The 19223-nt window shown below is 67.2% G+C and carries 18 protein-coding genes and 1 tRNA gene; 14 read left to right on the top strand and 5 right to left on the bottom strand.

Annotated features, from left to right (window positions below):
- Positions 1-35 precede the first annotated feature (35 nt).
- The 10 genes from V473_RS00870 (at position 36) to V473_RS00825 (ending at position 8894) form a co-directional block, all read left to right on the top strand.
- Positions 36-2087 carry a M13 family metallopeptidase gene (locus tag V473_RS00870; protein WP_066599366.1) on the top strand — a complete coding sequence of 684 codons (2052 nt, stop codon included), beginning with the start codon at positions 36-38 and terminating at the stop codon, positions 2085-2087.
- Between the two features lie 224 nt (positions 2088-2311).
- A complete protein-coding gene (locus V473_RS00865) occupies positions 2312-2719 on the top strand; it encodes a DUF4168 domain-containing protein (RefSeq protein ID WP_066599363.1) in 408 nt (135 codons plus the stop codon).
- Between the two features lie 135 nt (positions 2720-2854).
- On the top strand, positions 2855-4666 hold the full coding sequence (locus tag V473_RS00860; protein WP_066604790.1) for a cation:proton antiporter: 1812 nt from the start codon (positions 2855-2857) through the stop codon (positions 4664-4666).
- Positions 4663-5277, top strand: coding sequence for an OmpA family protein (locus V473_RS00855; protein WP_066599361.1), 615 nt, complete (start codon positions 4663-4665; stop codon positions 5275-5277). Before V473_RS00860 ends, V473_RS00855 begins: the two co-directional genes overlap by 4 nt.
- Before the next feature lie 130 nt (positions 5278-5407).
- Positions 5408-6706, top strand: a complete 1299-nt coding sequence (locus V473_RS00850) for an adenosylmethionine--8-amino-7-oxononanoate transaminase (RefSeq protein WP_066599360.1) — start codon at positions 5408-5410, stop codon at positions 6704-6706.
- Positions 6707-6771: 65 nt separating this feature from the next.
- On the top strand, positions 6772-6990 hold the full coding sequence (infA, locus tag V473_RS00845; protein WP_003049127.1) for a translation initiation factor IF-1: 219 nt from the start codon (positions 6772-6774) through the stop codon (positions 6988-6990).
- 11 nt (positions 6991-7001) lie between these two features.
- Entirely contained in the window at positions 7002-7574 is a 573-nt protein-coding gene (locus V473_RS00840; RefSeq protein WP_066599357.1) for a Maf family protein, read from the top strand.
- 8 nt (positions 7575-7582) lie between these two features.
- Positions 7583-8572 carry a ribonuclease gene (locus V473_RS00835; RefSeq protein WP_066599354.1) on the top strand — a complete coding sequence of 330 codons (990 nt, stop codon included), beginning with the start codon at positions 7583-7585 and terminating at the stop codon, positions 8570-8572.
- Positions 8562-8768: a DNA gyrase inhibitor YacG gene (locus tag V473_RS00830; RefSeq protein ID WP_066599351.1), complete on the top strand. Its 207-nt coding sequence runs from the start codon at positions 8562-8564 to the stop codon at positions 8766-8768. Before V473_RS00835 ends, V473_RS00830 begins: the two co-directional genes overlap by 11 nt.
- A 50-nt stretch (positions 8769-8818) precedes the next feature.
- Positions 8819-8894, top strand: a tRNA-Phe gene (locus V473_RS00825).
- 57 nt (positions 8895-8951) lie between these two features.
- Here V473_RS00825 and V473_RS00820 read toward each other — a convergent pair.
- The 5 genes from V473_RS00820 to V473_RS00800 all read right to left on the bottom strand — a co-directional run bounded on the left by V473_RS00820 (position 8952) and on the right by V473_RS00800 (position 13564).
- Positions 8952-9311 carry an NAD(P)-dependent oxidoreductase gene (locus V473_RS00820; protein ID WP_269076440.1) on the bottom strand — a complete coding sequence of 120 codons (360 nt, stop codon included), beginning with the start codon at positions 9309-9311 and terminating at the stop codon, positions 8952-8954.
- An 84-nt stretch (positions 9312-9395) separates the two neighbouring features.
- A complete protein-coding gene (locus V473_RS00815; RefSeq protein WP_066599347.1) occupies positions 9396-10199 on the bottom strand; it encodes an inositol monophosphatase family protein in 804 nt (267 codons plus the stop codon).
- On the bottom strand, positions 10186-11532 hold the full coding sequence (locus V473_RS00810) for a TldD/PmbA family protein (protein ID WP_066599345.1): 1347 nt from the start codon (positions 11530-11532) through the stop codon (positions 10186-10188). Before V473_RS00810 ends, V473_RS00815 begins: the two co-directional genes overlap by 14 nt.
- 45 nt (positions 11533-11577) lie before the next feature.
- Positions 11578-12510, bottom strand: a complete 933-nt coding sequence (gene nudC / locus V473_RS00805) for an NAD(+) diphosphatase (RefSeq protein ID WP_066599343.1) — start codon at positions 12508-12510, stop codon at positions 11578-11580.
- Positions 12497-13564 (bottom strand): A/G-specific adenine glycosylase, encoded by a 1068-nt coding sequence (locus V473_RS00800; RefSeq protein ID WP_066599337.1) that lies wholly within the window; start codon positions 13562-13564, stop codon positions 12497-12499. Before V473_RS00800 ends, nudC begins: the two co-directional genes overlap by 14 nt.
- 26 nt (positions 13565-13590) lie before the next feature.
- Between V473_RS00800 and V473_RS00795 the strand changes: the two genes are divergently transcribed.
- From V473_RS00795 to smc, 4 genes are all read left to right on the top strand, one after another.
- Complete coding sequence (locus V473_RS00795; RefSeq protein WP_066599332.1) at positions 13591-14133, top strand: DUF721 domain-containing protein; 543 nt, start codon at positions 13591-13593, stop codon at positions 14131-14133.
- 114 nt (positions 14134-14247) lie between these two features.
- On the top strand, positions 14248-14934 hold the full coding sequence (locus V473_RS00790; protein WP_066599329.1) for a thioredoxin domain-containing protein: 687 nt from the start codon (positions 14248-14250) through the stop codon (positions 14932-14934).
- Between the two features lie 45 nt (positions 14935-14979).
- Positions 14980-15711 (top strand): thioredoxin domain-containing protein, encoded by a 732-nt coding sequence (locus V473_RS00785; protein ID WP_066604787.1) that lies wholly within the window; start codon positions 14980-14982, stop codon positions 15709-15711.
- Between the two features lie 68 nt (positions 15712-15779).
- Complete coding sequence (gene smc, locus V473_RS00780) at positions 15780-19223, top strand: chromosome segregation protein SMC (protein ID WP_066599327.1); 3444 nt, start codon at positions 15780-15782, stop codon at positions 19221-19223.

Here is a 19223-nt window from a genome sequence, read left to right as displayed (position 1 = left end):
GGCCGATCGCCATTATGATGCAAGGGATGCAACCCATGAAAACCCTCCTCCTCGGCGCAGCCGCCACGGCGCTGGCGCTGGCCGCCACCATGGCGCAGGCCGACCAGCCGGCGACACCTGCCGCAGCGCCGACCTCGGCAAGCGCCGACAAGCCCACCTATGGCAGCTATGGCTTCGACGCTGCGGGCATGGACCAATCGGTAAAGCCCGGCGACGATTTTTACGATTATGCCAATGGCGCATGGGCGAAAAACACGCCGATCCCCGCCGACAAGTCCAATTATGGCGCATTCAACACGCTGGACGACCTGTCGCGCACGCGGACCAGGGCGATATTGGAAAGCGCGCAGAAGGACAGCGGCAGCAAGATCGGCAACGCCTATGCCGCCTATATGGACGGCGCCACGGTCGAGGCGAAGGGACTGGCGCCGATCAAGCCCTGGCTGGACGAGGTCAGGGGCGTCACCGACCTGGCCGGCTATGCCAGGGTCGCGGCCAAGGGCGCCCGCGCCGGCGTACCCGGCCCGTTCCGCTTCTATGTGGGGCAGGACGATAAAGACCCTGAAACCTATATCCTGTCGATGACGCAGGGTGGCTTGGGCCTGCCCGACCGCGACTATTATCTGGACCAGGGCGAAAAGATGGCGGCGATCCGCACCGCCTATGTCGCGCATCTGGAAAAGATGCTGACCCTGGCCGGCGAAAGCGACGCCAAGATGCGCGCGGCGGCGCTGATGGCGTTCGAAACGGAGGTCGCCAAGGTCCATTGGAGCCAGGTCGAAAGCCGCGACGCCGACAAGACCTATAACAAGATGACGCTGGCCGACCTGCAGAAGACCGCGCCGGGTTTCGATTTCGCCACCTATTATAAGGCGAACGGACTGACCCCCGCCAGCCTACTGGTCGCGCAGCCGAGCGCCGTGACCGGCGAAGCCGCGCTGATCGCCAAGACGCCGGTCGGCGTGCTCAAGGACGCGCTGCTGCTGGCCAGCCTGCACGCCTATGCCGACTATCTGCCCGACAGCGTCGCGAACGCTGACTTCGCCTTCTACGGCACCACCCTGTCGGGTACGCCGGAGCGCGAGGAACGGTGGAAGCGCGGCGTCACCTTCCTCAAGGAATCGCTGGGCGAGGAAGTCGGCAAAGTCTATGTCGCCCAATATTTCCCGCCGGAAACCAAGGCGGCGATGGACGTGCTGGTCAAGAATGTCCTGTCCGCCATGGGCCGCCGCATCGACGGCCTGCCATGGATGAGCGATACGGCCAAGGCGCGCGCGCACAAGAAGCTGGCCGCCTTCACGCCCAAGATCGGCTATCCCGACAAGTGGCGCGATTATGACGGGCTGGCGATCAGGCGGGACGACCTGCTGGGCAATGCGCAGCGGTCGAACCAGTTCGAATTCGACTATAATATCGGCAAGCTGGGCAAACCCATCTATCGCTGGGAATGGGGCATGACCCCGATGGAGATCAACGCCTACGCCAATTTCGGCATGGTGGAGATCGTCTTCCCCGCCGCGATCCTGCAACCGCCCTTCTTCGATCCCAAGGCGGACCCCGCGGTCAATTATGGCGGCATCGGCGCGGTGATCGGCCATGAACTCAGCCATCATTTCGACGATCAGGGCGCGAAATATGACGAGACGGGAAAGCTCAACCAGTGGTGGACCGACCAGGACGTCGCCAATTTCAAGGCGCTGACCACGAAGCTGGGCGCCCAATATGACGCCTATGAGCCCTTCCCCGGCGCGCATGTGAAGGGCGCCTTCACCATGGGCGAGAATATCGGCGACCTGGGCGGCCTGGCGGTCGCGCTCGACGCCTATCATGCGTCGCTGGGCGGGAAGCCCGCGCCGGTGATCGATGGCATGACCGGCGACCAGCGCTTCTTCCTGGGCTGGGCGCAGGTGTGGCGGCGCAATTATCGCGAGGCGAATTTACGCCAGCGGCTGGTCACCGATCCGCACGCGCCATCGCAATATCGGACCGACATCGTGCGCAATTTTGACGCCTGGTATGATGCGTTCAAGCCTGCGCCGGGCGGCAAAATCTATCTGGCGCCCAAGGATCGCGTGAAAATCTGGTGACATCCAATGGTCGGCCCGGACCGTTTTGACGAATCCGGGCCGATCGTCATTGCGCGCCGGCGAAGGGCGCTGCGGCGGATCGCGACTGTGGCGGGACGAGCTGTTTCCCTCAATCCCGTTACCCCTCAAATCCCACAACTGGCCGTTCAGGCCTTTTCCGAAAGGAACGCTTTCAACAACTTGGTCGTCTGTTCATCAGTATATCGGTCAAGAGGAGAAGAAAGTTGACGGGTCCCAACAGCAGTAAATTTCTGAAAGCCGGCATCGCGTCGATCGCGCTGTTCGCAGCTTACCCCGCCCTTGCGCAGGATGCCGCCGCTCCTACAGCACCCACCGCGCCCGCAGCAGGCGCCAGCAATTTCAGTGACAGCGACATCAAGCAGTTCGCCGCCGCGGCGGTCGAAGTGACCAAGATTCAGTCGGACGCCTCGATCGCCGAGGCCGACAAGCAGCCCAAGATGCTGGCCGCTTTGCAGGCGTCGGGCCTGCCGCCTGAAAAATTCAACCAGATCGGGCAGGCGGCGGCTGCCGATCCGGCGCTGCAGCAACGCATCCAGGCCGCCGCGCCGCCAACTCCGGCGGCACCTGCGACTCCGGCCGCCCCAGCGCAGCCGGGCCAGCCGCCGCAATGACGTGATAGCGAGGGGCCGGTCACAGACCGGCCCTTTTCTTTCGCGCCCGACACACGGGTTCGTCACGATAGTTCCCGCAATATCGAAAAATATCGGGGGGTGACGACCGCCAATGTGTCCGTCTATCCTGCGCCCATGCAGGAACTGGCTCTATCCATCGCGCTCATCGGCATATTAGGCATCGGCGCGCAATGGATCGCTTGGCGCACCGGCTGGCCAGCCATCGCTCTGATGCTGGCCGCAGGCGTCCTCGCCGGTCCGGTTCTCCACCTCATCAACCCCGAACATGTCTTCGGCGAATTGCTGGAACCGATGGTGTCGGTCGCGGTCGCGCTGATCCTGTTCGAAGGCGGCCTCAGCCTCAATTTCCGTGAATTGCGCCAGACCGATGGCGCGGTCACCCGGCTGGTCGCGCTGGGCGCGCCCATCGGCTGGGTGCTGGGGTCGCTGGCCTGCTATTATGTCGGGGGGCTGGTGTGGCCTGTCGCGATCCTGTTCGCGGGGATTTTGGTCGTCACCGGGCCGACCGTGGTGCTGCCGCTGCTGCGCCAGTCCAATGTCGCGGCGCGGCCGCGCGCGATCCTGAAATGGGAAGCGATCGTCAACGATCCGGTCGGCGCGCTGTTGGGCGTCGTCACCTATGAATATCTGCGCCGCGCAGGCGAGGGCGGCACGCTGGCGTCGGTCATCCTGTCGCTGCTGGCCGCGGCGGTCATCGCCGGTCTGATCGGCTGGCTCGCCGCCCGCGCCGTGGGCTGGGCCTTCCCGCGCGGCCATGTGCCCGAATATCTCAAGGCCCCGGTGCTGCTGGTCGCAGTGATTGGCGTATTCGTGGGATCGAACATGATCCAGCAGGAAACCGGCCTGCTGGCGGTCACGGTGATGGGGGTGGCGCTGGCCAATATGCGTTTCGATTCGCTGCGCGACATCCAGCCGTTCAAGGAAAATGTCACCGTCCTGCTGATTTCCGGCGTGTTCGTGATCCTCTCCGCCTCGCTCAATCTGGAGGTGCTGCGCCAGTTTGAATGGCGGTTCCTGGCCTTCCTGCTGGCGCTGCTGTTCCTCGTTCGCCCGGCGACGGTCTTGTTGAGCCTCGCCTTTTCGCCCGTGCCCTGGAATGAGCGGCTGCTGGTCGCCTGGATCGCGCCGCGCGGCATCGTCGCGGTCGCGATCTCCGGCCTGTTCGCGCTGCGGCTCGATCGGCTGGGCTATAGCGACGGGTCGATCCTGGTCACCTTGTCCTTCGCCGTGGTCGTCACCACCATCCTGTTTCACGGATTTTCGATCAAACCGGTCGCACGCTGGCTGAAAGTTACGGGTGCGTCGGAGCAGGGCTTGCTGATCGTCGGCGCTACGCCCTTCACCCTGGGACTTGCGGCTCAACTGCGCCAATTGGAGGTGCCAGTGACGATCGCCGACAATAGCTGGCAGCGGCTTGCGCCGGCCCGGCATCAAGGCATCCCCACCTATCATGGCGAGATATTGTCGGAAGCGACCGAAGAGCGGCTGGACCTGACCCAGTTCCAGATGCTGGCGGCGGCGACCGACAATGAAGCCTATAATGCGCTGGTGTGCAACGAATTCGCCCCGGAAATCGGGCGCGACAATGTCCATCAGCTGGGCAACGCCAGCGACGATCATGATCCGCGCAGCCTGCCTGAATCGCTGCGCGGGCGCGCGCTGTTCGAATCCGGCCATGGCGTGGAGGACATCATGCAGCGCGAGGAGCAGGGCTGGACCTTCCGCAAGACGCGGATCAGCGAGCAGTTCGACTATGACGCAGCGCGCGCAGCGCTGCCGCCGGAGGGCGACATGCTGTTGCTGTTGCGCAAGACCGGGGCGCTGCGCTTTTTCACCCATGCTTCGCGCCCCACGCCCCAACCCGGCGACACGATCCTGTCCTATGTGCCGCCCGCCCAGCCCCGGCGACAAGGAGAGGAAAAATGACGAAATCTGGTCGCGCTTCTATCATCCTGTGCGCAGCGCTCGCCGCCTGCCAGCCGCCGGCGCAGACGCCTGCGGCCAATGCGGTGGACGAAGCGGATAAGGCCAATGCCGTGGCGGACAATGGCGCGGACAATGGCGCCGAACCACAACGGTCGATCCTGCGCCCCGAAGTCGTGCCCGAAACGGAAACGCCCAAGATCGAGCCGGCAGAGGCGGTGATCGGCTTTGGCGAATCGTCGATGGCGCTGGATGAGACGGCGAAGGCGACAGTTGAAACGCTGCTCGCCAGCCCGGCGATGCAGGCCGGCGGTCCGATCACGCTGCGCGGCCACAGCGATTCGCGCGGGTCCGATGGCGACAACAAGGTCGCGTCCCGCATCCGCGCCGAAAAGGTCCGTGACTATCTGGTCGAAAAAGGCGTGGATGAGGCGCGCATCACCCTGGTCGCGCTGGGCGAAGCCCGCCCCGTCGCCCCCAATGCGAAAGAGGATGGCAGCGACGATCCCGACGGCCGGGCGAAGAATCGCCGGGTCGAGGTGACGGTCGCGCTGCCGACCATCATCGTGCCGCCGCCGGTGGCGCCCAACGCGACCGAGGCCGCAAAGCCATAGATTTGGCGGCCATGCTGGCCTAGAGCAAGTGGTCCGGCTGCGTCGGACCACTTGCTCTAGTTTTTGATTTTATGCGATTTCCGAGTCATCAGGGATTCCACCTGATTAGAAATCGCTTGAAAGGACCGTCATGACATCCCACGTCTGGCACCCCTTCACCCAGCATGGCCTCAATGAGCCGATCCCCCATGTCGCGCGGGCGCAAGGCGCGCTGCTGCATCTGGCAGACGGCGGCACGCTGATCGACGCGATTTCGAGCTGGTGGGTGACCACCCATGGCCATTGCCATCCGCGCATCGCCGCCGCCATCGCCGCGCAGGCGGGGCAACTCGATCAGCTGATCTTCGCGGGCTACACCCATGATCCGGCCGAAACGGTGGCGCGGGGGCTGATCGATCTGGCCCCGCGCGGCGAGGGGCAGCCGGAGCTGCGCCATGTCTTCTATTCCGACAGCGGCTCGACCGCGGTCGAGGTCGCGCTCAAGATGGCGCTGGGCTATTGGCACAATCTGGCGCTGGACGGGTTGGCGACGGAAGAATCGGGGGGGCCGCGCAGCCGCATCCTGGTGCTGGAGCATAGCTATCATGGCGACACGATCGGCGCGATGTCGATCGGCGAACGCGGCGTTTATAACGCCGCCTGGCAGCCCTTGCTGTTCGATGTCGGCACCATCCCCTTTCCCGCGCCCGGTCGCGAGCGGGCCTGCCTCGACGCGCTCGACGCCGCCTGCGCGCGCAAGCCCGCCGCCTTCATCGTCGAGCCGCTGATCTTGGGCGCGGGCGGGATGCTGATCTATTCGGCGGACATACTGCGCGAGATGGCCGCGATCTGCCGCCGCCATGGCGTGCTGTTCATCGCTGATGAAGTGATGACCGGCTGGGGCCGCACCGGCACCCTCTTCGCCTGCGAACAGGCGGGCGTCGTGCCGGACATCATGGCGGTGGCCAAGGGTATCACCGGCGGCGCGATCCCGCTGGCGGCGACCCTGGCGACCGCCCCGATCTTCGACGCGCACCGATCGACCGACCGCGCCCGGCTATTCTATCATTCGTCCAGCTACACCGCCAACGCGATCGCCTGCGCCGCCGCGGTCGCCAATCTGGCGATCTGGCGCGAAAAGGATGTGCTGGGCCGAATCGTCGCGCTGACGCAGGGTATCGCAACGCGACTCGAACGGCTCGCCCGCCACCCCGCCTTCGCCAACCCGCGGCAGTTGGGCACGATCGCCGCGATCGACCTTGTCGCCGCCGATGCGGGCTATCTGTCCGACCTGGCGCCGCGCCTGCGCGCCTTCTTTCTGGGCCACGGCCTTTTGCTAAGGCCGCTCGGCAACACCATCTACTTGATGCCGCCCTATTGCCTCGACGAAGATCAGCTCGATCATATCTTCACGGCGATCGCCGCCGCAGGCGATCATTTCGGCGAATAAAGGCTTGGCTTCCATTTCCCGCAATTTGGCGCTATGGCGGCGCGATTTTGTGAATTCGGGATAATATGGCTAAAGAAGAACTGCTTGAAATGCGCGGACAGGTTGTGGAGCTTCTCCCCAACGCCATGTTCCGTGTCCGGCTTGAAAATGACCACGAGATTCTCGGCCACACCGCCGGCAAGATGCGCAAGAATCGCATCCGCGTGCTGGTGGGCGACGAAGTGCTTGTCGAGCTGACCCCCTACGACCTGACCAAGGGTCGGATCACGTACCGCTTCAAATAAGCCGCTTGTTCATGCGGCTTATTCTTGCTTCGGCTTCTCCCAGACGGCGTGACCTTCTGGGACAGATCGGCGTCGTCCCCGATGCCGTCGATCCCGCCGATATCGACGAAACGCCCCTGAAAGCCGAACTGCCTGCCGCTTACGCCGCGCGCGTCGCGGCTGAAAAGGGCGTGACTGTGGCCGCGCGCCATCCCGGCGCGCTGGTCCTGTCGGGCGATACCGTGGTGGCCGTGGGGCGCCGCATCCTGCCCAAGGCAGAGAGCGAGGCGGACGCGCGCGCCTGCCTGGCCTTGCTGTCCGGACGGCGGCACCGGGTGCTGAGCGCGATCACGCTGATCGATGGCGAGGGATGCGCGCGGCATCGCCTGTCGGACAATATCGTCATCTTCAAGCGGCTGGAGCAGCCCGAGATCGACGCCTATATCGCCAGCGACGAATGGCGCGGCAAGGCAGGCGGCTATGCGATACAGGGCCGCGCCGCGGGCCTCATCCGCACCATCATGGGCAGCCACAGCGCGATCATGGGCCTGCCGCTTTACGAAACCCGCACGCTGCTCAAGGCAGCGGGCTATCTATCCGACTAGGAACGCACATGGCCGAATGGCTCTATGAAGAAGGCATTGGCGAGGCGCGGGCCGCGCTGATCGAGAAGGGCAAGCTGGTCGAGGCCCTGATCGAGCGCGAGGGCGACGCCGTCCGTCCGGGCGCCGTGGCGCAGGGCCGGCTAGTCGCCACCATCATCCCCAAGAAACGCGGCATCGTGCGCCTGATTTCGGGCGAGGAAGTGCTGCTGGAACCGATCCCGCCCCGGCTGGCCGAAGGCGCCAACGTCCTGGTTGAAATCATCCGCGAAGCCATCGCAGAAGAAGGCCGCCCCAAGCGCGCCAAGGGCCGGATGCCCCAGCCGGGCGCCAAGCCCCATGCCGGCCCCAGCCTGTTGCAGCGCATCCGCGCCACCGGCACGCCCGTCGTCCCCTGCCCCGCGCATGAGGAAGACCGGCTGGAAGCGCATGGCTGGAGCGAATTGATGGACGAGGCGATGAGCGGCGAGGTCGGCGCTGAAGACGCCGCGCTGCGCCTGTTCCTGACCCCCGCCATGCTGTTGATCGACGTCGACGGATCGCTCCCCCCCGCGCAGCTTGGTCCCAAGGGCGCCAAGCTCGCCGCCCAGGCGGTGCGCCGCATGGGCCTTTCGGGATCGATCGGGATCGACCTGCCGACGATGAACAACAAGGATGAGCGGATGGTCGCCGCGGCGCAGATCGACAAATATCTGCCGCTGCCGTTCGAACGGACAGCCGTGAACGGCTTCGGCTTCCTCCAGATCATCCGCCGCCGTGAGCGCGCCAATCTGATGGAGATAGTGCGCGAAGATGTGGTGCTGACCGCCGCGCTGGCGTTGCTGCGCCGGGCCGAGCGCCATGGGCAGGGCGGTGCGGCCACCATCACCGCCATGCCCGCGATCATCGACCTGCTGCACAAGCGGCAGGACTGGATCGAGCAACTGGCCAAGCGCCGCGGCGGCGCGATCACCTTGAAGGCAGAAGCGTTGCTTGACCTGGCGGGTGGTCATGTCGCCTGAACCTTCGTCCAAGCCCGGCGTCTGCCCGGTCTGTCGCCAGCCCGTCCAGCCGGCGATAAAGCCCTTTTGCAGCGCCGCCTGCCGCGACCGCGACCTGCTGCAATGGCTGGGCGAAGGCTATCGCGTGCCGGGCCAGCCCTCCGACGAAGGCGATCAAAAAAACGGCAATTATGGGCTGGACAGCGAGCCGGATTGACGCTTATAGGCACGCCTCCATCCGGCGGGAGCCTCCCGCCGAAGACCCCTGCCCGGGTAGCTCAGTTGGTAGAGCATGCGATTGAAAATCGCAGTGTCGGCGGTTCGAATCCGTCCCCGGGCACCATAGCTTCCTTAGTCACCATTCACTGACGGGTTCGCAAAACCCGGAAGTCAGCCATATTCAGGCCTGGTTGCGTATCGCTTGGCGGAACGGGCGCGAGAGATGGTTCAGGCGCTCTGAACCTTCAATAGCTCCGCGCGGGATAAACGAAGTGGCGGGATTTTCGCCGCGCAGGAAGCAGGTCAGATCTTCCTGCGCCTTTTGCAGCAACTGGTGGCGAACCAGCATGTGGTTGCCAGAGATATGCAGGGTCTGTCGCATTTGGGCGCGGGAGTGGAGGATGTGGCCTTCGGTCAGTGGCTCCACTTCGGTCACATCGAGCGGAGCAAAGCCAAGCGCCCCGTGGTCGAGCGCAGCGATCAAAGCGGGCTGATCGACATCCCGCTCACCATGGGCAAGGCGAAGATCAAGGGTATCGATTTCGCCTATGCGCAGGTCTATTCGATGGTGTCCGCGCTGTTCGACGGCTTCCCGACCAACGTCAACCCTAGCCCCGCGATGCCTTCAGCCCGGCGACTGGCCCAATATCTCCCGCGCGCGCGGCGCCAGCCGTTCCACGGCGGCGGCGTGGATGCCGGGGGCAGCGCAGAGCAGGCCGAAGGCGGTGGGCTGCGGCCGGTTGAAGCGCAGCGGGTCGCCCAGCGCGTCGGTCACCGCGCCGCCTGCTTCCTGCACGATCAGCGCAGCGGCGGCGATGTCCCATTCATTGCCCCAGCGCACGGTGGCGACCAGGTCGGCTTCGTCCGCGGCGACCATCGCCATGCGCAGCGCGATGCTGTTGGGCTTGTCCACCGTCACCAGGTCGCGATCCACGCGCGGCAACTGGTCGGCGGGCACGCGCGCGCCCGGCAGCATGGTCCGGGTTCCGGCGCGCAAAATCTGGCCGTTGCGCGTCGCGCCCTGGCCCAGTTGCGCCACCCACAATTCGTTGCGCGCGGGCGCCGCCAACAGGCCGATCTGGACCGCGCCATCCTCCACCAGCGCGACCGACACCGACCAACCCGGCCGCCCGCGCAGATAATCGCGCGTGCCGTCGATCGGATCGACCACCCACACCCGCGGCACGCCCAGCCGATGCACGGTATCGGCCGTCTCCTCCGACAGCCAGCCGGCGTCCGGGTCGATCGCCGCCAGCCGCGCGCGCAGCATCGCATCGACCGCCAGGTCGGCCTCGCACACCGGATGGCCCGGCACCTTTTCCCACTGGCGCACGCGGGTTTCCCCGCCCGCCCATAGCGCCAGCGCATGGTCGGCCGCATCCGCCACGGCGGATATGACCGCGCGGAGATGGGCCTCAGCCCCCTGCAACGGTCATCCCGTCGACGCGGATGGTCGGGACGTTCATCGCGTAGCGGTAATGCAGGTCGCTCGCGGGCGTCAGCGCCCGGAACATGGCCTTTAAATTGCTGGCGATGGTGATTTCCGACACGGCATGGGCCACCGCCCCATTTTCGATCAGGAAGCCGGCCGCGCCGCGACTATAATCGCCGGTCACGCCATTGACGCCCATGCCGATCAGTTCGGTGACGTAGATGCCGCGCTTCACGTCCGCCATCAGATCGCCGGGCGAGATGGCGCCAGCCTCCATATGGACGTTGGTGATGCTGGCGCCTGGCGCGCCGCTGCCGCCGCGGCTGGCATGGCCGGTGGGTTCCAGCCCCAATTGCCGCGCCGATGCGCTGTCCATCAGCCATCCGGTCAGCACGCCCTGGTCGATCAGCGCGCGCCTTTCGACCGGCAGCCCTTCGCCATCGAACGGGCGCGATCGCATCCCGCGCGGCAGCAACGGATCGTCGATGATGGTGACGCCCGCCTCGAACAAGGCCTCGCCCAGCGATTCCAGCAGGAAGCTGGACCGGCGCGCGATCGCGGGACCGACCATGCCGCCAATCAGGTGGCCCAGCAGGCTGGAGCCGATGCGCGGGTCGAAGATCACCGGCATGACGCCGCTTTCGACCTTGACCGGATTGAGCCGCGCCACCGCCCGCTGGCCGGCGCGGATGCCGACCGCTTCGGCATCGTCCAGATCCTCCAGGTGGCGCACGCTATGGCTGGCATGGTCGCGCTGCATATCGGCGCCCGCGCCCGCCAGCACGCTGGCCCAGGTCGAATGGCTGGTGCCGGCATAGGCGCCAGCAAAGCCATGGCTGGTGGCCAGCGCCACCTGGCTGCGCCCATTCGCCGCGCCGCCGCCCTCGCTGTTGGTGATGCCGGGCACGCTGCGCGCGGCCTCTTCCGCGATCATCGCGCGTTCGCGCAGCGCCGCGGGTTCCGGCTCCTCCTCGTCGGTCAGGTCGAGCGCGGGCGGGCGCTTCTTGAGCAGCCGATCCTCCGGCGCGAGGCCGGCATAGGGGTCTTCGGGCGCCTCGCGCGCCATGGCGACGGCGCGATCGACCAGCGTGGCGAGCGTCGCCGGGTTCATGTCCGACGCGGAAATGCTGGCGGACCGCTGGCCGATGAAGACGCGCAGGCCGATCTCCTCGCCCTCGGACCGTTCCACATCCTCCAGCGCGCCCAATCGCACCGATACATTGGTCGATGCATTGCAGGCATAGATGGCGTCGGCGGCATCCGCGCCGGCCTTGCGCGCGGCGCTGACCAGATCCTGCGCGCGCGACTGGGCTTCTTCTAGGCTGAGCATGGAGGGAAAATGGTCCTCAAAATCATGAAGGGAAGGGGATCGGCCTTACGCGCTTGCGCCGGCGCTCACAAGGCTGGCGGCGGCGACGTCCGCCAGCCAATGGTCGAGCAGGTGCCAGGCCACAGCCATCGTCGGCGGGGCGAGGAAGGGGGCATCGGGATCGCCCGCCATCGCGGCGCGGACCTGATCCGCATCGCACCAGAAGGCATCTTCTATCTCGGTCGGATCGAGCGTCAGCGCATCGTCCAGCGCCTGCCCGATGCAGGCGATCATCAGCGAGGAAGGGAAGGGCCAGGGCTGGCTCATCACATAGCGGACCTTATGCACCCGCACGCCTGCTTCCTCGAACAATTCGCGCGCGACCGCTTCCTCGATCGTCTCACCCGGTTCGACGAAGCCGGCCAGCGCCGAATAGCGGCCGGGCGGCCAGGCGTGCTGGCGGCCGAGCAGGATGCGCCCGCGATGTTCGGCCAGCATGATGACGACCGGGTCGGTGCGCGGGAAATGTTCGGCGGCGCACGCCTCGCATTTGCGCGACCAGCCCGCCTTGGCAGGCTGCGTCGTCCCGCCGCAGACCGAACAATGGCGGTGGCGGGCATGCCAGTGGACCAGGCTGCGTGCCGTGCCATAGAGCGCGACCTCTTCGGTCGGGACCAGCCCGGCAATGGCCCGGCTGCGCGGCGTGGGGACCAGATTGGGGCCAAGGTCCGCGACCAGCCGGGCGAAGATCGGCCGCTTGCCCGGATCGATGCCCAGCAGCAGATGATCCTCGACCTGCGCGTGCGGCTCCAGCGGCTCCAGCAGCAGATGCCCGTTCACCTCGACCGGCTCCAACCCGTCCAGCACCAGCAGGCGCGCGGCCGGATCGGCGAACGTCTCCGCCAGAAGCGCGGGGTTGGTGCGGATATGGTCCACCCGGTCCAGATTGCTGCCGACGAAGCCCGGCACCGCCTTTATCGCTGGATCAGTTCCGTGCATCTGCTTGCCCTTCCTTCCTCACCGCGTGGGCCGCCCGAACGAACAATGTCGGCAATCCCGCCTCGCCGATACGGTCGATCGGCCACCATTCGCCTGCGCCCTCCGGCGTTTCGTTCGCTTCCACATGGGCATGGTGGACGCGCAGCGCCAGAGAGAAATGGGTGAAGACATGGGCGACCGGCTCATCGATCGTCGTCCAGGCGGCGGCGATCGGCGGCGTCGGGTCAGGCGCGTCGCCCCAATCGGAACTGGGCAGCGCCCGCATCCCGCCCAGCAATCCCTTGTCCGGGCGGCGCACCAGCCAGACATGGCCTTCCCGCTCGATCCACCAGCCATGGCCGGTGCGGTGCGGTCGCACTTTCTTCGCCGCCTTGACCGGGAAGGCCGCCGGGTCGGCGGTCAGCACCGCGGCGCAATCCTGTCGCAGCGGGCAGATGCCGCAGGCCGGGTTGCGCGCCGTGCAGATGGTCGCGCCCAGGTCCATCATCGCCTGCGCGAAATCCCCGGCGCGGGCATCGGGCGTGATGCTGTCGGCGGCGGCGCGGATCGCCGGCCGGGCGGCGGGGAGCGGCGTCGCTATCGCGAACAGCCGCGCCACCACCCGCTCGACATTGGCGTCCACCACCACCGCACGCTGGCCAAAGGCGATCGCCGCGACGGCGGCGGCGGTATAGGCGCCCACCCCCGGCAGCGCCCGCAGCCCGTCCTCCGTATCGGGAAAGACGCCGCCATGGTCGCGTGCCACCGCCCGCGCACAGGCCAGCAGGTTGCGGGCGCGGGCATAATAGCCAAGCCCTGCCCAGGCGGCCATCAGGTCCGCGTCTTCGCTCGCCGCCAGATCCTGAACCGTCGGCCAGCGCGCCAGGAATTTCGCATAATAGGGGCCGACCGCCGCGACCGTGGTCTGTTGCAGCATCACTTCGGACAGCCACACCCGGTATGGATCGGCGGCATTGCTGCCCGGCGGCGCGCGCCATGGCAGTCGCCGGGCATGGACGTCATAATGAGCAAGCAGGTCGCTTGCGATTTTTGTGGCTCTACCCTCGACGCGCATGGCGACCCTATGCCATTAAGCGGGCCATGACGGAACGCCCGGCCCCCCCGAAATATAAGAGTCGCAAGCTGCCGGCCGAAGACAGGCCGCGCGTGGGCGCGCCGCGGGCGATCGCGGACCTGATGCCCGACATCGGCCGCGCCGCTTTCCGCAAGTTCGGCTTCGTCCAGTCCAGCATCGTCACCCGCTGGGCGGAGATCGTCGGCGCCCATTATGCCGGCATTTCCGCACCCGAATCGATCCGTTTCCCGGTGGGGCAAAAGGCTGGCGGCACGCTGCAACTGACGGTGATGAGCGGCCATGGGCCGATGGTGCAGCATATGCTGCCCGATATCGTCGAGCGGGTGAACCGCTTCTTTGGCTATGCCGCCGTGACGAAGGTCGCAATCCGGCAGGGCGATATCAGGCCCGTCGCGGCCGAACGCCGCCCGCCGCCCCGCAATTTGAAGCCCATTCCGGTCGAGCTGGGCGATTCGCTGCGCGATATCGGCGACCCGGAATTGCGCGCCGTGCTCGAATCTCTGGCGCAGGGGCTTGCCAACAGCAGCGGATTGCCGAAGATCAACTGAAGCGATCGACTTGAAAATCGCGTCAAAAAAGACTGAGCGATCAACTTGAAAATCGCGCCAGAAACGATGCTATTCGGCTGTGGTTCAGCCGGACCATATTACGGATGGCCCGCCATGAAAAAACTGCTCCTGCCGCTCGCTTTGCTTGCCGTTCCCGCTGCGCTGATCGCCGCGCCCGCCGCCAATTGGGTGAGCCGGGTCGTGCTGTCACCGATCGGCGGCCATGCGATGGGCAATCCCAATGCGCCGACCAAGCTGGTCGAATATGTCAGCTACACCTGCTCGCATTGCGCCCATTTCGTCGGCGAAGCGAGCGGCCCGCTCAAGAACGACTATGTGAAGGGCGGTAAGGTCAGCGTCGAAGTCCGCAACGCCGTGCGCGACCGATATGACCTGACCGCCGCTCTGCTCGCCCGCTGCGGCGGCCCGGCCCGCTTCATGGGCAATCATGAGGCGTTGTTCGCCAACCAGACGGCCTGGATGCCGCAGATCGAGGCCTATGATGCGGCGACGACGCAAAAGCCCTCGGACCAGACCGCGGCGATGCGCGACATCGGGCGGAAGACCGGCCTTTATACGCTGATGACCCAGCGCGGCTTCACCCATGCCCAACTGGACGCCTGCATCGCCAATCCCACGGCGATGAAGCAGATCCTCGCCATGACCGACGACGCCTGGAACAAGGTGAAGATCGGCGGCACGCCCGGCTTCGTCGTCAACGGCACGCTCGTCAAGGGATCGACCTGGTCCATTCTCCAGGCCGCATTGCCCCCCGCTGCATTGCCCACGGCCGCGCGCTGATCTAAACCCCTCTTCATACCGCCAGTCATCGGAGCCTTGCCCGTCGTGAAAGCCGTTTCCGCTCTTGCCCTCATCGCCGTCAGCCTGACCCTCGCCGCCTGCGGCAAGAGCGAGGAAGGCGCCAAGCCAAGCGGCGATCCGGTCGCCGCCGTCTCCGCCCCGGCCGGGACCAGCTGGTCCGAAACGATCGCGCAGACGCCCGAAGGCTATTATCTGATGGGCAATCCGTCGGCCAAGATCAAACTGGTCGAATATGGCTCCTACACTTGCAGCCATTGCAAGGATTTCTCCGCCGAAGCGTCGGAGGAGATCAAGAAGATCGTCGACACCGGCAAGATGAGCTTCGAATTCCGCACCTATGTGCGCGATCCGATCGACCTGACCACCGCGCTGCTGGCCAGCTGCGGCGGCAAGGACATATATTATCCGCTGTCCGAGCAATTCTTCGCCAACCAGGCGGCGATGTTCGAAAAGGTGCAGGGTAACGAGGCCGCCTTCCAGGGCGTCGAAAAACTGCCCCCGGCGCAGCGCCCCGGCGCGATCGCGCAGATTGCCGGTCTGGTCGAATATGCCCAGCAGCGCGGCATCGCCGAGACCCAAGCAAAACAATGCCTGGCCGACACCGGGGCTGCCGAACGGCTGGCCAAGGGCGTGGAGGCGGCCAACAGCCAATATCAGATTCAGGGCACGCCCAGCTTCCTGATCAACGGCGTGCTGGTCGACAATGTCGCCAACTGGTCCTCGCTCCAGCCCAAGCTCAAGGAAGCAGGCATCTGATTGCGCCAGCGGGGGCTGACAGCATCGCTTAGCAAGACCGGGGCGGCGCGCTGCCCCGGCCTGACGTCATGCAGATAAAGCGGCTCAAACTCTCCGGCTTCAAAAGCTTCGTCGACGCGACGGAGCTGCGGATCGAACCGGGCCTGACCGGCATCGTCGGCCCCAACGGCTGCGGCAAGTCCAATCTGCTCGAAGCCATTCGCTGGGTCATGGGCGAATCCAGCGCCAAATCCATGCGCGGCGGCGGCATGGAGGATGTCATCTTCGCCGGCACCGCGACGCGGCCGCAGCGCGACTTCGCCGAAGTCTCGCTGCTGACGATCCAGGAACAGGGCGAACTCTTCAACGCCGTCGATGTCGGCGCGGACGGCGAACTGGAGGTCACCCGCCGGATCGAGCGCGGCGCGGGCAGCGCCTATCGCGCCAATGGCCGCGACGTGCGCGCCAAGGATGTATCGCTCGTCTTCGCCGACGCCGCCACCGGGCCGCACAGCCCCGCGCTGGTCAGTCAGGGGCGTATCGCCGCCGTCATCGCCGCTCGCCCCCAGGAACGGCGCGCCATGCTGGAGGAAGCGGCGGGCATCGCGGGGCTGCATGTCCGGCGCAAGGATGCCGAACAGAAATTGCGCGCGGCCGAAGCCAACCTCGCCCGGCTCGATGAAATCCTGCTGGACATGGATGTGCGCGCCAATGCGCTGCGGCGGCAGGCCCGCGCCGCCGAACGCTATATCCGCCTGTCCGACCAGATCCGCGTCGCCGAAGGCCGCACCCTCTTCGCCCGCTGGCGCGAAGCCAATGCGAGCGCCGAGGCGGCCCGCACCGAAGCGAAGCAGGCGGACGCCGCCGTTGCCGCCGCGCAGGAGGGGCAACTCGCGGCCGCCGCCCATGCCCAGGCCGCCATCGCCACGCTGGCCGATCGCCGCGCCGCCGCCCAGAGCGCGCGCGACGACGCCAATGAGGCGGGCCATCGCCTCGCCGCGTTCCGCACCGAGCGCGAGGCCGTGGTCCGCCGCCTTGCCGGCCTGGCCCAGCAGGCCTCCCGGCTGGAGGAGGATCGCGCGCGCGAAGGGACGCTGGCCAATGACGCCGCCGATGCGATCGCCCGGCTGACCGCCGAGATCGCAACGCTGAAGGCGCGTATCGCCGAGACGGACAAGCTGCGTCCGGCCTTCGCCGCCCGCATCGCAGCGGCGGCGGATGCCGCGCGCGACGCCGAACTGGATCTGGCGCGGGCGATGGCGACTCAGGCGGCCGAACAGGCCGAACTGCGCGTCGCCGAAGCCGCACTGGCCGCCGCGCGCACCCGTCTCGACCGGGCGGAGCGGGAGGTGGCGCGGCTTGCCGCCGAAGCCGCGGCCTTGCCCGACGCCGCGCCACTGGAGGCGCAACGCGCCACCGCGCTGGCCGATCAGGACAAGGCCAAGGCCGATCGCGACGCCGCCGAAGCGACGATCCGGACCGCCGACGCCGAGCGCCAGTCCGCCGCCGAAGCGCGCGCCACGGCGGAGGCCGCCCTGTCCTCCGCGCGCGCCGCCCTCGCCGCGCTCGATAGCGAGGCGGCGGCGCTGAAACGGGCCGTCGATAGCGGCGCGGGCCACCGGTCGCGCGCGCTCGACCAGTTGAAGGCCGCGCCCGGTTATGAACGCGCGCTCGCCGCCGCGCTGGGCGACGACCTCGAAGCCCCGGTCGGCGCGGACGGCAAGCGCCGCTGGGCCGGCGCCGATGCGCTGTCTGGTGATCCAGCCTTGCCCGCCGGCGCCACCCCCTTGTCCGACCATGTTACCGCGCCGGCCGAACTGGCCCGCCGTCTGGTGCAGATCGCTGTCGCCGAGCATGACGAGGGCCAGCCGCTCGCCGTCGGCCAGCGTTTCGTCACCCGCGATGGCCAGTTGCGCCGCTGGGACGGCTATGTCGCGCTGGAAGGTGGCGCGGCGGCGGCCGAACGGCTGATCCGTCTCAATCGGCTGGACGCGATCGCCGCTGCGCGCCCCGCGCTCCAGGCCGAAGTGGAAAGCGCCGCCGCTGCCCAGGATGCGGCCAAGGCGCGCGAACAAGCCGCCGCCCAGACGCTGGCCCAAGGGCGCAGCAGCCTGTCGCAGGCCGACCAGCGGTTGCGCGCCGCGCTCCGCGCCGCCGACGAGACGACGACCGCGCTCGAACGGCTGGCCGGGCGGCGCGAGGGGATCGAAGAACGGCTGGGCGAAGCGCAGCGCGATCGCGCCGCCGCACAGGGCGAGCATGAAAAGGCGCGGGCCGGCCGCGCCGCCGTGCCGGACGGCGCAGAGACGCGGGCGCTGGTCGCCGCCCTTTCCCAGGCCAGCGACAAGGCGCGCGCCGCCGTCAGCCAGCTACAGGCCGATCAGGCGCTCGCCGACCGCGCCCTGTCCAGCGACCGCGAGCGGCAGGCGGCCGCCGATGCGGAGATCAAGGGCTGGCGCGCCCGCGCCGGCGAGGCGGCCAAACGCATCGCCGCCATGGTCGCCCGCGCCGAAGAGATCGCGACCGAGCGTGCGACGATCGAGGCGCAGCCCGACGCGCTGGCCACCGCGATTAGCGCGCTCAGCGATCGGGGATCGGCCCTGACCGACGCCGCCGACCAGGCCCGCCGCGCCGAATTGGAGGCGGAAGTCGCGCTGCGCGCCGCCGAAGGCCGCGCCGCTCAGGCGGGCGAGACGCTCGCCGCCGCCCGCGAAGCCCGCGCCACCGCCGTCGCCCGCGCCGAAGCCGCCGACGAACGGCGGGTCGAAACCAACCGCCTGTCGGGCGAGCGATTCGAATGTCCGCCGCCGGTGCTGCCGGAAAAACTGGGCTTCGCCAGCGCCGAGGTGCGACTGGCCCAAACCGAACTGGCCGATCATGACCGTTTCCATGCCGAACGCGAAAGGATCGGCCCGGTCAACCTGATCGCCGCGCAGGAACTGGAGGAACTGGAAGCTGCCCAGGCGAAGAGCCGCGCCGAAAGCGAGGAACTGACCCAGGCGATCCATCGCCTGCGCGGTTCGATCGGCAGTTTGAATCGCGAGGGGCGCCAACGCTTGCTCGCCGCGTTCGAAGCGGTGGACGGCCATTTTCGCCGCCTCTTCACCACCCTCTTCAACGGCGGGCAGGCGCATCTGGAACTGATCGACAGCGACGATCCGCTGGAGGCGGGGCTGGAGATCATGGCCCAGCCGCCGGGCAAGAAACTGGCGGCGCTGACCCTGTTGTCGGGCGGGGAACAGGCGCTGACCGCCGTGGCGCTGATCTTCGGACTGTTCCTGACCAATCCCGCGCCGATCTGCGTGCTGGACGAAGTCGACGCGCCGCTGGACGACGCCAATGTGGAACGCTTCTGCGACCTGCTCGACGCAATGGTGGCGCAAACCAACACCCGCTATCTGATCGTCACCCACAATGCCGTCAGCATGGCGCGAATGCACCGGCTGTTCGGCGTCACCATGGTCGAACGCGGGGTCAGCCGGCTGGTGTCGGTCAACCTGCAAAGCGCCGAAGCGCTGCTGGCGGCGGAGTAG

The organism is Sphingobium cupriresistens LL01 (assembly GCF_001046645.1).
GTDB classification, from domain to species: domain Bacteria; phylum Pseudomonadota; class Alphaproteobacteria; order Sphingomonadales; family Sphingomonadaceae; genus Sphingobium; species Sphingobium cupriresistens.
This window is presented reverse-complemented; position numbering and strand designations above follow the sequence as displayed.